Source organism: Thermorhabdus hydrogeniformans, from assembly GCF_049310025.1.
Taxonomy (GTDB): Bacteria; Bacillota; Thermosediminibacteria; order Thermosediminibacterales; family Tepidanaerobacteraceae; genus JBJYKD01.
Genome location: NZ_JBJYKD010000032.1, coordinates 1 through 15,268 on the forward strand (window position 1 = coordinate 1; position 15,268 = coordinate 15,268).

At 50.4% G+C, this 15,268-nt stretch carries 16 protein-coding genes; 3 read left to right on the forward strand and 13 right to left on the reverse strand.

The annotated features are described in order from the left end of the window. The first annotated feature begins 179 nt into the window (after nt 1-179). Together ACKX14_RS13125 and ACKX14_RS13130 are read left to right on the forward strand one after the other, a co-directional pair. Nucleotides 180-323: a hypothetical protein gene (locus tag ACKX14_RS13125; RefSeq protein WP_422448371.1), complete on the forward strand. Its 144-nt coding sequence runs from the start codon at nt 180-182 to the stop codon at nt 321-323. Next, nucleotides 283-744, forward strand: a complete 462-nt coding sequence (locus ACKX14_RS13130; RefSeq protein WP_422448373.1) for a nucleotidyltransferase domain-containing protein — start codon at nt 283-285, stop codon at nt 742-744. The genes ACKX14_RS13125 and ACKX14_RS13130 overlap by 41 nt, the downstream gene beginning before the upstream one ends. A gap of 65 nt (nt 745-809) precedes the next feature. Here ACKX14_RS13130 and ACKX14_RS13135 read toward each other — a convergent pair whose 3' ends face one another. The 12 genes from ACKX14_RS13135 to ACKX14_RS13190 form a co-directional block, all read right to left on the reverse strand. Continuing rightward, nucleotides 810-1,958, reverse strand: coding sequence for a DUF362 domain-containing protein (locus ACKX14_RS13135; protein ID WP_422448375.1), 1,149 nt, complete (start codon nt 1,956-1,958; stop codon nt 810-812). Nucleotides 1,959-2,013: 55 nt separating this feature from the next. Next, entirely contained in the window at nt 2,014-3,303 is a 1,290-nt protein-coding gene (locus tag ACKX14_RS13140) for a nickel-dependent lactate racemase family protein (protein ID WP_422448377.1), read from the reverse strand. A gap of 135 nt (nt 3,304-3,438) precedes the next feature. Beyond that, nucleotides 3,439-4,290, reverse strand: a complete 852-nt coding sequence (gene yycI, locus ACKX14_RS13145) for a two-component system regulatory protein YycI (protein WP_422448379.1) — start codon at nt 4,288-4,290, stop codon at nt 3,439-3,441. 5 nt (nt 4,291-4,295) lie between these two features. After that, complete coding sequence (locus tag ACKX14_RS13150) at nt 4,296-5,615, reverse strand: YycH family regulatory protein (RefSeq protein ID WP_422448381.1); 1,320 nt, start codon at nt 5,613-5,615, stop codon at nt 4,296-4,298. Between the two features lie 14 nt (nt 5,616-5,629). Further along, nucleotides 5,630-6,043, reverse strand: coding sequence for a hypothetical protein (locus ACKX14_RS13155; protein ID WP_422448383.1), 414 nt, complete (start codon nt 6,041-6,043; stop codon nt 5,630-5,632). A 122-nt stretch (nt 6,044-6,165) separates the two neighbouring features. Further along, nucleotides 6,166-7,944: a two-component system histidine kinase PnpS gene (pnpS, locus tag ACKX14_RS13160; RefSeq protein WP_422448385.1), complete on the reverse strand. Its 1,779-nt coding sequence runs from the start codon at nt 7,942-7,944 to the stop codon at nt 6,166-6,168. 12 nt (nt 7,945-7,956) lie between these two features. Beyond that, nucleotides 7,957-8,646, reverse strand: coding sequence for a response regulator YycF (gene yycF / locus ACKX14_RS13165; protein WP_422448387.1), 690 nt, complete (start codon nt 8,644-8,646; stop codon nt 7,957-7,959). A 51-nt stretch (nt 8,647-8,697) separates the two neighbouring features. Then, nucleotides 8,698-9,462, reverse strand: a complete 765-nt coding sequence (locus tag ACKX14_RS13170; protein ID WP_422448389.1) for a peptidase MA family metallohydrolase — start codon at nt 9,460-9,462, stop codon at nt 8,698-8,700. Nucleotides 9,463-9,673: 211 nt separating this feature from the next. Then, nucleotides 9,674-9,937 (reverse strand): YqhV family protein, encoded by a 264-nt coding sequence (locus ACKX14_RS13175; RefSeq protein WP_422448391.1) that lies wholly within the window; start codon nt 9,935-9,937, stop codon nt 9,674-9,676. 453 nt (nt 9,938-10,390) lie between these two features. Continuing rightward, nucleotides 10,391-11,200 (reverse strand): ABC transporter ATP-binding protein, encoded by an 810-nt coding sequence (locus tag ACKX14_RS13180; protein WP_422448393.1) that lies wholly within the window; start codon nt 11,198-11,200, stop codon nt 10,391-10,393. Between the two features lie 12 nt (nt 11,201-11,212). Further along, complete coding sequence (locus tag ACKX14_RS13185; RefSeq protein WP_422448395.1) at nt 11,213-11,977, reverse strand: ABC transporter permease; 765 nt, start codon at nt 11,975-11,977, stop codon at nt 11,213-11,215. A gap of 13 nt (nt 11,978-11,990) precedes the next feature. Next, nucleotides 11,991-13,064: an ABC transporter substrate-binding protein gene (locus ACKX14_RS13190; RefSeq protein WP_422448397.1), complete on the reverse strand. Its 1,074-nt coding sequence runs from the start codon at nt 13,062-13,064 to the stop codon at nt 11,991-11,993. A 193-nt stretch (nt 13,065-13,257) separates the two neighbouring features. On the opposite strand from ACKX14_RS13190, the gene ACKX14_RS13195 reads away from it, so the two are divergent. Next, nucleotides 13,258-13,710 carry a DUF441 family protein gene (locus ACKX14_RS13195; protein WP_422448399.1) on the forward strand — a complete coding sequence of 151 codons (453 nt, stop codon included), beginning with the start codon at nt 13,258-13,260 and terminating at the stop codon, nt 13,708-13,710. 114 nt (nt 13,711-13,824) lie between these two features. On the opposite strand, the gene ACKX14_RS13200 is transcribed toward ACKX14_RS13195, so the two are convergent. Then, complete coding sequence (locus ACKX14_RS13200; RefSeq protein WP_422448401.1) at nt 13,825-15,201, reverse strand: peptidoglycan DD-metalloendopeptidase family protein; 1,377 nt, start codon at nt 15,199-15,201, stop codon at nt 13,825-13,827. Nucleotides 15,202-15,268 lie beyond the last annotated feature (67 nt).

The following is a 15,268-nucleotide window of genomic DNA, read 5'->3' on the forward strand; positions in this document are numbered from 1 at the left end:
GTTAGTTTTTATTTTTCAAGCCGTATTTGGTTAAATATGGATTGGGGAAAAGGGGGAGTTTTTACACTGGAATCAATGTTGTATAACGTAAATCAAAACTATATAATAAAATCAATAAATGGGCATGATAGGTATGAAATATTAAAACTATTTATAAAATAATGTTAGAAGGTGATTTTATGGATATGGATGAGTATTTCAGATGGTATAATCAGGCCGAACATACACTGAAATCATCTGAATATGCCCAAAAAATACTGGCCTTCGTGGAGGGGTATATAAATGAATTTGGCAATGGAGATAAGAAAGGAAAAAAAGAATAATTTAATATATAAGGCAACATGTTTTGCAGGTGAGATTAGTAAAGTTTTAAAACCTATGTGCGCCGTTGTGATTGGATCGGTAGCAAGAGGGGACTTTAATGATGCAAGTGATATTGACGTAGTATTAATCTCGGAAAAAATGCCTGATGTGTATAAAGAGAGACTTGAACTTCTCTATGATTATGTCTTTGATGCCATAGAACCAAAAGGGTATAACCTCGAAGAATTTATATTGATGTATAAAAAACGAAATCCAATAGCTATTGAAGCTGTAGAAAAAGGCATTATAGTCTATGATGAAGGTGTTTGGAATAAAGTTTTGGATGGGATAAGTTGCACCAGTAATACAACTTCCATCATCTCCACCAAAAAAAGGGCTTTAAAAAGCCCTTCAAGAAGTAACTGCTATACTGGCAAATAGATTGTAACGCAAATTCCAACGCGTCAGATGCTACCGGCATTTTTTCACACCGGCTCAATCCTACCTTAATGCTCCTCGCCTTCCGGCATTTCTTTTTCAGTAACGGTTATCAATTCATATTCCTTGCTGCCCATGCCCAGCTCGCAGGCGGCGTCGATGTGAAGCTGGGCGTTCTTGCCGGTCACGGCTTTTAATATATTATCACCCTTTTTTACATTTTTATCCGCCGCTTTGGACTGGGGCAGAGGTTCCGCGGCGTTTATCATATCCAGGGCGGCCTGGTCTATGGCCACGATATCGTGGGAAACCAGGACCCCCTGGTCCTGTACCAGCGGAGTGTCGGCCATGGGCATGCAGTCGCACTCGGGCTGGACTTCGGTGATGAAATTTATGTACAAAATCCTGCCCTTCTCAAAGGTGGAAACCACCGCATAAGCCGATTCCGCCAGGCCCTTTTGAAAGTCCTCTTCATTCATCGGCACCACCAGGGCTTTCACCTCGCAGACCCTGGAACAGCGGGCGCACTTCACGCATATGGATTTGTCTATAACGATGCTGTCGTCGATTAGCTTGATAGCCCCGTGGGGACAGACATCCACGCACTGCCCGCAGCGAACGCATTTTTCCTCCAGCCATTCCAGGTGTTTGTTTTCTTCGAAGTGAATCCTTCCCCTTTCGGCTTCCCCGTGGTGGTCCTTACAGCTTATGCCCCCCATCCCCAGATTTTTTATGGCGCCGCCAAAGCCCGAACCGATATGACCCTTGCAGTGGGACACCACTATCATGGCCGGAGCATAATAAATGGCCGAGGCCACACCGATCTCCTTGAGGATAGGCCCGCTTTTTACCCGGACATGGTCCCGGCCGAAAATCCCGTCGGCCAGAATCACGGGAGCGCCCACTGAAAGGTGGTTTATGCCTTCCATGTTGGCCACTTCCAGGTATTCCAGCCCAGGAATCCGGACGGTATCGGTTATAAACGGCTTACCGCCCGCTTCTTTTACTCTGTCCACCACCTTCCTCAAAAATATGGGCCTTACAATGCGGTGGGCTCCCTGGGAGCCAAAATGGGTTTTTATTGCCACATAGTCGTCTTTTCCGATAAAGGCGCTGAAATCCACCATCTGGAGGATCTGTTCGAATTTTGCCACAAAACTGTATTTGTAATCATAGCTCTTCACTCTTGCATCGGCAAAAAAAATCTTGCTTTTCACGTCATTACCTCCATGACAAATTACATATTTCGATTTCCCGGGAAATATTTCGCTATCATTTTTCAATAAACGGCACCACCGTGGATGCATGGGGAATTACATAAGCTTTGAAGCCTTCTCCCAATTTGCTTTTTATCATTTCCACAGCCTCGATAAGATTTCCCGCCGGTATGATCCCCATTTCCCTCACTAAATGTTCGGGCAATTTCGATACCAGCACCACATCAAATCGCTCCATTCCCAGGGTGAGTATATATCCCACCGCCCCGGCTATGGTGAATTCCTGCCACAGGGCCTCCTCCCGCTCCCTCCTGGTTTTATGATCGGTAATAATGTTATAAAACCCGTCATGGCCTATCCCATCGGGACATTCGGCGAGAAGCACCACCATGCCGCCGTCTTTTACAACTTCCATGGCATTTTCAACGGCCTTGGTGGCCTGGTACAGGTCTATGTCCTTCGGATAGCCGCCGCAGGAAAGGATAAGGGCGTCGGCCGGCTCTTTTACGGTGGTGCTGAAGTAATTCCGTGCAAACCGGCATCCCTCTTCAAAGGCGCGATTGTAATCGCCCGCCACCACTTTAACCAGGTCGCCCTCATCGTTCAAGATCACGTTCACAATAAAGTCGGGCCTTACCATGCCGGCGATTTCGGTCATATCCTCGGCCATGGGATTTTCACGGACCGCTCCAGGTCCCACCCGCGGGTCTAGCCCGCCGCCTTTTTCAATGGGATTCAACATCAGCTTGTGATTGTGCTGGATGGTATCGTAACCGCACACCCCGGGACATATGCTCTTCCTGCCGCCGCCGAAGCCTGCCATGGAATGGTATATGATTCCCCCCGTCAGAATTACCCTGTCGGCTTCCACCACTGCCTTATTAACATAGACGGGCGTCCCGCGGGAAGTTTTACCCACAAAGGTCAGTGTCTCCGGAGCCCGGGAGTTGTGGTCGATGATTTTAATGCGGGATACAATCTCCCTGCCGAACATGTACTCGTGTTCCTCCACGGTGTGCCCCCGGTGCGTCCCGGTGGCCACCAGGATGGTAATATCATCGTCACCAATCCCGCACCGGTTTAATTCTGAAATCAATACGGGTATCACGACCTGACTTTTTACGCTGCGGGTTATATCGCTGGCCACCACCACCACCTTTTCACCGGATTTTATTATCTCCCTCAGTGCCGGCGCCCCGATGGGGTTTTCGATGGCATCCAGCACCGACTGTCTCTCGTCTGATACGGGAACGGTTTTCTTCTCCTCCAGTATATTGAGCAGGTTGTTTTCATCAATTTTTAACTCCAGTTCCTCTTTACCGTATTTTAATTTTATCGGGACCAATTTGCTTCACTCCTGCGATTTAATATAATCATATATTTTTTTAATTATACAACCAGACCCTTTTTTTGTAAATAATAAACGCAGGATGCTGCCGGAAAATTCGAATGAAACCAAAAAGAGGGATATAGCCCTGACTCACTGCTCCAGCTCTCCGGTATAGGCATTGACATAATAGAAATCTCCGTTTTTCAGTTCAATTTTCCAGACGGGTGCGGCCTGCCATCGTTCGGCATTGTAAAACTTGGAGTAAAAACCCTGGCTCATCCGCGTAATCACCAACGGTTCGGAGGATTTCCTCTCGCTGACCACCCTCATTATGGCGGTAAGCGGCAAAATTACGGCCCTTTTTTTGCCCCTGTAGCCGTGGGGATTCAACCAGCACTGATAGACGCTCCTTACTCCCGATGGCGTTACCAGAATATCCATGTAGCTGTTGGCGATGAAAAAGCCGTCATAATTCCTCACGTATTCTATCAAAAACCCTTTGCTCTTGTCGTCGTAAGAGATGCCGCCGAGTACCGCCTCTTCGGGAAGGCCCCCGTGGGTTTTAATAAATTCCATGGCAAGTCTTTGAGCCTCATCCTCGTTCAATCGTGCAAAAATTTTTTTATCCTCTTTATTAAAATATGTGATGATTCCGTTTTCCATGACGATAAGCTGTTCATTTCCCAGAGTAAAACTCCTGCCGCCCTGGATGACCTCCACCAGGGGCTTGGCCCCTCTGCCCAGGAAATTCTCCAGCACCTTCTGTTCATCTACTTTTTTATACCCCACTTCCAGAAAAGCCTGCGGCCTGCCTTTTTCCGGAATGTCCACTTCCAGCTTTATGCCTTTCTGATCCAGGAGGGCTTTTATCTCCTGTCGCTGGTTTTCCGTCAGGTAAAATTCGGCAGCGGGCTTTTCCCTGAACCACAGGTTCCCGGTGAGGATCAGATTCAACACCATGAAAGAGCCTATCAGTATTATCATCGCCCTGCGGGAATCCACACAAATCACTCCGATGAGTTTTCCGGCTCCTGTCCCATCTGGATTTCTTTCGGGACCAGGCCTTCGATTATAACTTGCTTTTCCGGGGCAATTATCACCCAAACGGCGCGAAGCTCTTCCTCCCCAGCAAGATAGGCCGGGTAGAGGTTGTCGATGGTCTTGATGTTCTGTTTTACGACCGCCGCATCCAGCGCCCTTACGGGTGATATCAAATCCTGGACTTTCACCTGCCTGTCTACGATCCTTATCCGCCTGTAATAATTCTTCACCAGACCGCCGTCCACAGTCACCATTAGATAATCTTTTTCAGCGATAAGGGGATAGCCGTTCACCCTTATCTGGAAAATAAAGGTGTATGATTGCCCCCCTTCCCCGCCGCCCGATGTTTTATAGGAAGACAGATAGGTGCCGTGGGGCCAGCCGCCGTGGGTATTTATAAATTCCACGGCCATGTTTAAGGCTTCGTAGAAAGAGGAGTTTTTCCTTTGCTCTTTTGTCCCGGGATAGGTGTATTCCACGGCACCCTCCGGATAGATCCTCAAACCCCGCTGCCCGTCGGTATAAATTATCGCCCCGTCCCTTTCCTCGATTTTTCTCGTCACCGAAAAGTCGGGGAAAAATTTGGCGGCCAGGCGGTCGCCGGCGATTTTCTCGTTTCTGAGGGTAAAAATGGGCAGTTCGGAGAGGGAGAGGGGTACATATATTCCCTTGGAAACTTTCAGGTTTATGTTGCCCGTTGGGAGGACGGCGTACAGGGGTGGATTCGAATCCGCTATGTCTTTCAACACCTGCAACATTTCGCCGGTGTCTGCGGTTTTGTTCAGCCTGTAGTAGCGCCCGTCGGCATCCCTGAAATATATTGTAAGCCCCCCGTCTTCCACGAGCAGGTAGGAACTCACCGGCTTGTTGTCAAAAAAAGGCACGTCCTGCGCCTTCACGTTGAAAACCTGTTTCAAAAAAGCCGCCGGCAGCGGTGCGGGAAAAAAGACTTCCATACCTCTCTTCTGGGCAAAAAAATCGGCATTCATATCCACCGGCTCGGGAGATGCCGCAGACCATTGATTAACCAGGGTCTTTCGGGTGAAATTCCACACCCTGTCGTAAAAGGGTGAAGACTGGTTGACAAGGGTATGGCTTGAGTTTCCGAGGTGGACCAGTATTCTATCGGGGCTTATCACCGACACAAGGTCCACTTTTTTATCTTCCTGCACTCTACTTTCCGCCGTCATTTCTCCGGGGATTCCGGACCAGATGGTGTACGAAAGAAAAAGGCTGATACCAACCAGGAGGATAAGAATCCATACCAGGACAGAATCTCTTGCCATGGTGGCACCGCCTTTTATTTTAAGATAAGGAAAGTCTTGATGGTCTGTATGAGGTAATCAAGCTCCAGCCATTCTGACGAGCCGTCCGTATGGTATACCCGGCGGGAAACCGTCTCGGATTTGCCGGAAGGGAACACGGCCTTTATGGTGATGATGTTTTCTCTGGACTTCACCGGCACCTGGGTCAAAAAAATACCCGCCGCCCCCACGGTCAGCTTGCTTTTTGAAACTCCGTTCACCATAATCGAAACAGTGGTTTCTGGAAGGGTCTCGCCTGAAACCACGACCAAATTCTTGTTTGTCAGAAAATTATCTTTGGGTTCATTAACAATCAGAAAAGAGTCGGGACCCGAGGCCTTAGCCGAGGGAGACATAAATATTATTATTAATGCGATGGTTAGCAGAAATATTAATGAGACCCTTTTCATAAAGTTACGCTCCCTTGCAAATAGTTTTCCCCAGACTTTATCCTATTACTATTAGTTTAAATGATTAATATTACAAATAGATTACAACGCCATTAAAATTAGATTACACATATGGCGCTCTTTCAGGAAAGGTCTCTTCCGGCCGGACTGTTTGACGGCAGATAGACCGAAACAATCGTACCCTTCCCAAGTTCGCTTTCTATGTTAATCCTCCCGCCGTGGGCCTCGACGATTTCCCTGGCAATGGAAAGACCCAGGCCGGTACCTCCCAGCTCCCGGGAACGGGTCTTATCCACCCGGTAAAACCTTTCAAATATGCGTGGAAGATCTTCTCTCGGAATGCCGATGCCCGTATCCCCGAAGACAATCCTGACATCTCTTTCTAAAAGTTCCAGCTTAACAGAAATATTCCCGCCTTCGGGAGTATATTTTATGGCATTGCTGAGGATGTTTTGAAAAACCTGTTCTATCTTATCCCTGTCGGCTATCACTTCACAGGGCGTCTCGGGTATGTCGACATTCAGCGACTGACGTTTTTTTGTGGCGTTGACCTTCATTTTGGCTATGACATCCAACAGAACCCGGTTTAAGGCCACAGGCCTCCTGTCCCACCGTATCTCCTTGTTGTCAAGGCGCGACAGCTCCAGAAGATCGTTTACCAGCCTGGTCATGCGGTCCGCCTCGTTATTCACCACCCCCATGAACTGCCGGGCGACCTCCGGGTCTTCCATGGCGCCGTCCAGCAGTGTTTCCGTATAGCTTTTAATGGTGGTAAGGGGCGTTCTCAGCTCGTGCGATACGTTGGCCACAAATTCCTTTCTCATGTCCTCAAGGCGCTGCTGCCTGGTCACATCGTGGAGCACCAGGATAAGCCCTATCACGCGGCTGCCCCTTTTCAGGGGGGCTATGATGGCTTTTAATATAAGGCTGTCGGTTTTTATAAGGGTTTCCCGGAGGTCAGACTCCTCGCCCAGAAAGTCTTCTATGGCCACGTCGAAGTACTTCCTGAGGCTTTCGGAAAAATCGCTGCCCTCGGGGCTCCGGTCCAGTGAAAGCATATTCATGGCGGCCGGGTTTATATGTATCACTTCACTCTTATCGTTCAGGGCGATAACTCCGTCGGCCATGTTGGCAAGTATGGCCTCCATTTTTTCCTTTTCGTCTGATATCTCCTCCATGGTTTCCTTGAGGCGCGTGGTGAGGTAATTGAACATTTCCGTCAATTTCCCTATTTCGTCGTTGGATTTTACCTGGATCCTGCGGTCGAAATCCCCCTGGGCCATAAGGGCCGCCTGCCTGGTCACCTCCTGGATGGGACCGGTGATGGTCTTGGAAAGGGCGTACCCGAGAAACCCGGCTATACCGAGGGCCATAAGGGTGGCAACCAGGAGTATGGCTTTGATGTCGTTTAAAGTGGAGTAAATGTCTTTCATGGAAGATATGAGATATATTATGCCCACCACCCTGCCATTTATCGTCACCGGATAGGCCAGATACATGAAGCGCTCGCTGTTTTTGGGCTCCTCTCTTATATCCCGGGCTTCTGTGCCGAAAGTGGCCTGGGTGATTTCCGGAGTGAGGAGTTTCAGTCCCCTCTGAAATTTCTCATCGGTGGAGAAAATTATATTGGCGCTCTCATCCAGGATGATAATGGAGCTCACCTCGGCACCCCCCAGTTCCTTTATTAATTTGTCATCTATCTCATGGTACCGGGGAATGGGGTAAAGATACCTTTCGGTAAAACCCGCGATGAGCTGGGCTTTGGTGTCCATGTTTCGGGCCAGGCTGCCCACCTGGTATTTTTCCAGAGACTGAAGCAGGTATACCCCGACTATCTCCATGGCCAGGAGTATGAGCAGGATGTAAATTGAGACGAGCTTCCACTGGATGCTTCTGAACAATTAATGTTCCTCCTACTGCTTTATAAAATAATACCCAATGCCCCTTTTTGTGAGTATGTAGGTGGGGTTGGCCGAATCATCCTCCACCTTTTCCCGCAGCCTCCTTACGGTCACGTCCACTGTGCGGATATCTCCGTAATACTCATAGCCCCATACCTCTTCCAGAAGCTTTTCCCTGGAAAAGACCTGACCGGCCTGGGTGGCAAGGAATTTCAAGAGTTCAAATTCCCGGAATGTGAGTTCCAGCGGCTTACCCCGCTTTTTCACCTGAAAGCTCTTGAGGTCCAGCTCCAGATCCTTTACCTTGATGACCTGCTGATCGCCGGCGGCCCCCGAGAGGGTTACCCGCCTTAAATTGGCCTTGACCCGGGCCATGAGTTCCCTCATGCTGAAGGGCTTTGTTATGTAATCGTCTGCGCCCAGTTCCAGCCCCAGCACCTTGTCTACTTCTTCGCCTTTGGCTGTGAGCATGATGATGGGGCAGGTCATCTTTTCCCTGAGCTTTTTACAGACCGTGAACCCGTCCATTTTGGGAAGCATTATGTCCAGCAAAATCAGGTCGGGCTCGGCGCTCTCGGCCACCCTCACAGCCTCGTCGCCGTCGTAGGCCGCAAGGACACTGTATCCCTCTCTGGTCAGATTGTATTTAAGTATATCCACGATGGGCTTTTCATCGTCCACCACCAGTATTTTTTCATTCATCAAGACCACCCTCCAGTTATGTTATTATTCGCCATAATGAGGAATTTTCCTTCAAAGGGAGCCGCGTACCCTTTGAAGGAAAATTTCATCGGCACTGGCGCCGCTCCTCAACAAAGCCATAACATTCTTGATTTCATTTATGCCCCTTTCGCCCGCGAGGCTTTTTATCATATCCAGGGACTGGAGGTAGGCTTTCGGGACATCGGGCAGCTCGTCAAAGCGGGTGAAAATGTCTTTAGTGGAATAGCGACTGCTCCAGTCCACATAAAAATCCTTTTCCAGGCTGTATCCCGTAACCCGCTCTTCTTCGTACTGGGCCACCCCTTCGGTAAACCACCGGGGATAATTGCCCGATGTGAGGCGGTCCACTACCAGGTGGGTATATTCATGGACCATGGGACCCCTTTCAAAAAACGTCTTTTCCACCCCACCAGCCCCGCCGATCAGTGCCCCGGGCGCCTGAACATATATGAAACCCCGGTAATAGACCCCCTGGGCGCTCTCGTCTGCAGGCCAATTAAAGGCGGCCTGTAGGCTGGCGGAATCGGGGTAAATCACCACAGGGATTTTTTCCCCTGGAAAATAGTTGAAATCCCTTCCCACAATGTAGCGGGCTTTCTCTGCGGCATTTGCCACCACCGGCACATCGGAGCGGCTTTCGGGTTTAAATAGTATAATGAAGTGCTCGGTTTCATAGGACTCATAACCCTTAAACTTAAAGGCGTAAATGTCGATTTCTCTGTAAAAATATGTTGCAGCGGCGATGGTGATAAGCGCCGCAAATATAATTGTGTATAAAATCTTTCTCCGCCTCACGGCCTCTCCCCCCCCATTCATTATATAAAATATAAAAGTGAAATTCATTGGCAAAAAAAGAAAAAGCGGCAATTTGCCGCTCTTTAAAGGGGGGATCGTTTTGTTGTTGCTGACTACTTGGTAGTTATTATAACTGATTATTATTAAGAATTTGTTGCAGTTATATTACAAATTTATTACAAAAATTTAGCTTTATCGACATTTCCGTGCGTTATTTCGAAGATGTGCCGATGAGCACGAGAACGATTCCTGTAAAGATTACCACAAGTTTTATCCACGACACCCGGCCCGCAAGGCCGGAAAGCCCCAGGAGGCTGACGCCGGCGAAAATCAGCGGTCCCGCAAGGCCCAGCACGGCGTTAACCCTGAGGGCGGTCTCAAGGCTTTTCGAGCGCAAAAACAGGACCGCCGCCGAAAATTCTATCAGGGAAGAAATAAACCGTATGGCTGCCATGGAAAGGAGCAGCGGGTTCACCCACATTCCCCCCTTTACGGCTCCCACAATAAAATGACAATCATGCTGGATTCTAGTGCTGCAAAAGCCCATCGCCGGTGGTTCGTAACGGTTAAAAGCACCGGAGAATGAAGCCAAAGGCCTTTCTTGAGCTCGATGCAACACCCACCTTCGGGGGGTGCCCGGCAGGAACCGCGCCATGCAGAAAAGCTCCGGCCGGCATTAAAGCCGGAGGCCGAATTGCCCGCGCAACCCTGCGGAGGGTGGTAGCGGGCTTTAAGCCTTACTGAACGGTCAGGTGCCGGGCCGCCACAACCGACGAAGTGACTTTTTGCACTAGATTCATATTTAATTGTATGCTATTTCAGGCGGGAAAATGATTCGCGCGCAGGTATACCCGAGGCCTGAGTGTCAACACGCCAGCTTCTCTTCCGGGGTCGTGCTGGGTCGATAGTGCGCGATTTTTCATCTATGTCAATACGCCAGATTAACTTCCGGAGCCGCAAGGCCCGCCGGTTCCGAAATTTCTTTAACACCCCCGTCCAGCAAGCCGCCAAGTTTATCCATAAATTCGCGGTAAGCTTCGGTGTTCCTCTTTCTGGGCCTTGAAAGCGGGTTGGCCACATCGGCCCTGAGCCTGCCGGGAGAAAAAACCAGAATTCTGTCGGAAAGGTCCACCGCCTCTTCCACATCATGGGTTACAAAAATTATCGTGATCCCCGTACTCTCCCATACCTTGACGAGCATCTGGTGTACGGCCCGCCGGCTGAAGGCATCCAGGCTTCCGAAGGGTTCATCCATCAGCAGCACCCGGGGGTTTACCGAAAGGGCACGGGCAATGGACGCCCGCTGTTTCATTCCTCCGGAAAGCTGATAGGGGTAATACCCCCCGCATCCTGAAAGCCCCACCATTTCCAGATAGCGTTCGGCATCCTCTTGAAACCTCCCGCTCAAGTTCTTACCCCGAACGGCACTCATGGCAAATTTGATGTTTTCTGCGACGGTGAGCCAGGGGAAAAGCTGGTCAAGCCCCTGGAATATCATGAACCTGTCGGGTCCGGGCTTTGTTACGGTTTTCTCACTAATGGTCACGCTGCCGGAACTTATCTTCTCAAAACCGGCGATGCACCTGAGCAGTGTAGACTTGCCGCACCCCGAAGGCCCTATTATGCTTATAAACTCACCCTCGTCCACGGAAAAGCTTACGTTTTCCACGCCCACCACTTTTTTCCCGGCCGTTTCGTATATCTTGGTTATGCCGGATATTCTCAAAAGCTCCCTCACTTTTCCGCCTCCTCAATCTATGATGGTCTTCCACTTCCTTACGGTTCTTTTTTCGATACCGGCGAATACCAGGTACTCCACGGCAATGCCTATCAGGATAATAACAACCATGCCTGCGAACACACCGGGGGTTTCCATCATAAACCTTTTTTTGTAGAGATACCAGCCCAGGCCCCCCTCCCCTCCGGCGGCGCCGAAAACCAGTTCCGCGGCCACAGACGCCTGCCAGGCTCTGGCCCATCCTGTTCTGAGCCCTCCCAGAATGTGGGGAAAAGAAGCCGGCAGCATGACCGACAAAGCCAGTTTAAGCCCGGAAAGCCCCAGGTTTTTCCCTACTTCCAGCTGGTTATTTGGTATCGATCTGAATCCGGTATAAAAGTGGTTTATAAGGGGCCAGAGGGCGGAAAACACGATTACAAAAAGAATGGCTTCCGTCCCTATTCCGAACCATAAAATGGCTATAGGCAGTATGGCAATGCCCGGCAGGGGATGCATGACGGCCATAATGTCGGTGATAACCTCCGAAAAAAATCTGCCGCTCATGGAGACAAATGTTCCCACCATGGCAAAAAACACCGCCGCTAAAAGCCCGGATATTATAATTTTCAGCGAAAACAGTGTCCTTCCCAGGATCTCTGCCCTTTCTGACCAAAGCGCCCCGAACACCGACCCGACGCCCGGCAGCAGCAATTCGGGATAGCGGCCGGCGGCCCGGACCGCCTCCCATATTAAAGCAACGGCCATTATAAACAGCGCCTTTGAAAAAAATTCCCGCAAGAAAATCCCTCCCCTATTTTGACCACTGCATCCGCTCCAGCAGGGACGGTTCCCCCTCTCTTCCGCCTACCTGGGCCAATATGTTTTCCCATGCGATCTCGGAAAGATCGCCCGGCACCTTTGAAATATACCCGGCCTTTTTCATGAAACCGGCAAACCCCATAAGCCCGTACGGAGCGGTGGTATAGTTCATGCCGTCGGCCTTGAGATACTTCAGCAGCTTTTCTTTTTCCAGCTTGAATTCCGGCGCCAGAAGCTCCGCCGTTTCTTCTTTGTGTCCATTTACCCAGCTCATAGCCTCGTTGAGGCCCATCACAAAGGCCGCATACCCTGCCGGGTGCCTGTCATGATACTCCTCTGTCACCAGGGCCACGTTGAAGTTGAAATCTCCTCCGAAGGCGTCGAAACCGTCCAGGACCACGCGATAACCGGGCTGGGCCAGTTCCTCAAAGAGATAAGGCGGTGAGGTAAAATGGGCCACCACATCCTTTTTGGATAGCATGGCCTGAGCCCCGTCGGGGTGAGGCAGGGCCACCAGGTTGTCGTCCAGGGCGTTGGGGTTCCCCACTTCCTTCTCCAGGGCCATGGCCAGCAAAATATGCTGGACGCTGCCCGGCGACGGCAGGGCTATCCTGTGTCCCGGCTTGAAGTCCTTTATGCTTTTTATGCCGGGGTCGTAAGTCACCAGGGACACCGGCGAAACCACGTAACCGGCGGCGATCTTTGCGGGCAGCCCTTTATCCCAGCCTATGAGATACGGCGGTATGCCCATGAAGGCCGCATCTATTTCTCCCGCGGCCATAGCTTCCCTGACGGAGCCACCCGACCCCAGGGTCTTCCATTCCACCTTGAGGCCGTATTTTGAAAAGAAGTCTTTTTTCTCCGCCACCATAAGAGGGGCGTACACAAGCCCGAATTGCCTTGCGACCCGGATAACCTCACCGCGATTCTGTACTTGCGCCGGTTCGCCGGCTGATGCGGTGTGCCTGTTCTCGTTCCGGGCCGCGCACCCCGCCAGAAACGCCGCCGTCATGGATGAAAACAGCACCAGGACAGCCGTAATTTTACGCCCTCTTGCACACAACATCGTATCACCCTCCAGAAAAAATCAATCTATAACATAATATTTTTTGGGACAGCATGTGGTGAATTATTTGGACCTGGCAAAAATATAATTTTATTGATGCCCTTTACCCGGAAACTCCTGATGCAGCGGGTAAAAGTGGCCTCCGGACCCGCCGCTGTCAGATTTTATAAAAACAATGTTTGGAGGGTGGATATTGAAGTCTTCATCCCTTCTTTTCCTGATATTCGCGCTTGGGATACTGAGCAAAAACCGGATGATCTGCGTGTCGACCGGTGTGCTTATTTTGTTTTGGTTCCTCCAGATCCTGCCCGCATCCGCGGCGGCCCAGAATGTAATACTCGACGTGGGAGTAGTACTGCTGGTCATGGGGGTGCTCATGTCTCTTCTGACCGGGGGGTCGACGGCCGGCGACGTTTACAGGAGCATCTTCTCCTTCGACGGCCTGGTAGCCTTCATGGTGGGTATGGCATCGGCGGTGATGGCCAGAGGCGGGGTGGACCTGATGAGGGCCAACCCCGGGATCATGATAGGGCTTCTTTTCGGTTCCATTGTCGGCACCGCCTTTTTCAGGGGCATACCCACGGGCCCTCTGGTGGCGGCCGGCCTGGCGGCGGTTATAATCAATATCCTCAAAAAAATACAATAAATACAGGCAACAATAAAGGGAAGGAATTTGATATTCCTTCCCCGAGACTCCTTTCCTAACCACCTGATAGAATCTGCTTCACAATAAAAAAGGAAAGAGGGTAAGCATCGATCTTTATTTGTTCAGGTAATTTATGGGATTCTGGGGAACCCCGTTCAATCTCACCTCAAAGTGCACATGAGGCCCGGTGGTCCTGCCGGTGGTGCCTACCGCACCTATTTTCTGGCCCTTCTCCACCCTGTCTCCCGTTGAAACATCTATGGAATTAAGATGGGCATAGTATGTTTCAAATCCGCCGCCGTGGTCTACGATAACCAGCTTTCCATAGCCGCCCCTGCTGCCGGTAAAGGTGACCACTCCGCTGTTCGCGGCCCGCACGGGCGCCCCTTTGTCGTTGGCCACATCAATGCCCGTGTGAAACTCCCTGCCCCGGCGGCCGAAAGGCGACGTGATCCGGCCCACCGCCGGCCACAGGAAACGTCCGCTTCCCCTGAAGGCCACCTGGGCCCTGGTCCCCCGGGCGACTATTCTGTCAACCGGTTCCTTTAAAACTTTTTCTCCGAGGACCGTCTGGCTCACTTTTACACCGTTCTTATAAACGGCCTGAGCCGCCACTTCCCTGGTGCCGTTCTGGCCGGGTTGCTTAACTTTTTGATCCCATTTCCACAGCGAATCGTCTCTAACTATCTGGGTTTTATAGGGTATGGGCTCCCGATATGTAACCTTTTTTACTACCGTCACGTTTAACAGCGGTTTGACCGCCCTGAGATTGATGACTTCTCCCAGAGCCAGCCGGTCTTCGGACTCCAGCTGGGGGTTGGCCTTTATGAGCTCATCGAGAGGGATGTTCTGTTCTTTTGCGATGGACCAGAGAGTGTCTCCCTGCTTAACTTTGTAATTTTTCATCTCGATCGCGCCTTTTAAAATCAGTTGTTTTGCAGCGTCGGGGGTCAACACCTTCTCCGGGTCCGTGAATTTTTCTATGAGTTTTACGCTGTCCGCCACTTCAATCTTCATGAGTTCCCCCGGGGTCCGGCTGACATAGTATTCTTTCACACCCTGCAAGACCGCTTCGGCCGTGGCTTTATCCTTTACCACCGCCACTTCCGCATTGTTGATATCTATGGCTACAGCTCTGACCAGAACCGAAAGCACCGAGTCGAGTTTTTCGGCAAGTTCTTCCGGCTTATCCACCTTTTGCCCAAAAGCTCTTACTGGAGTTAACTTAATATCCTGATCAAATGCTACATCGGCTCCTGTCCTGCTGCTGTACTTCGACATAAGTTCCCGTTTTATCTTCTCAAAAGCCTTCCTGCTTTTTATATTGCCGATTACCCTGCCATCCACGCTGACGGAATAAGCCCTGCCCGTAAAGATGAAAATTACAATCAGCATAACCGCCAGCGCGCCGCAGCCGGCAAGGATAACCGCTTTCTTCCTGCCGTTTCCAGGGCCCAAAAAATAAAAACCCCCTATCCTGGGTAACTTCATCCCCCCACTCCTTTCGTGTTGTTATCCAGTTTGTAAAATCAGCGTAATGTAATTGTAACATTTTTGT

Bases quoted from the DNA above. Each gene is read 5' to 3' on its own strand.
- ACKX14_RS13200 (WP_422448401.1), bottom strand. From the start codon at position 15,201: ATGAAGTTACCCAGGATAGGGGGTTTTTATTTTTTGGGCCCTGGAAAC.
- ACKX14_RS13150 (WP_422448381.1), bottom strand. From the start codon at position 5,615: ATGGCAAGAGATTCTGTCCTGGTATGGATTCTTATCCTCCTGGTTGGT.
- ACKX14_RS13190 (WP_422448397.1), bottom strand. From the start codon at position 13,064: ATGTTGTGTGCAAGAGGGCGTAAAATTACGGCTGTCCTGGTGCTGTTT.
- ACKX14_RS13155 (WP_422448383.1), bottom strand. From the start codon at position 6,043: ATGAAAAGGGTCTCATTAATATTTCTGCTAACCATCGCATTAATAATA.
- ACKX14_RS13125 (WP_422448371.1), top strand. From the start codon at position 180: ATGGATATGGATGAGTATTTCAGATGGTATAATCAGGCCGAACATACA.
- yycF (WP_422448387.1), bottom strand. From the start codon at position 8,646: ATGAATGAAAAAATACTGGTGGTGGACGATGAAAAGCCCATCGTGGAT.
- ACKX14_RS13130 (WP_422448373.1), top strand. From the start codon at position 283: ATGAATTTGGCAATGGAGATAAGAAAGGAAAAAAAGAATAATTTAATA.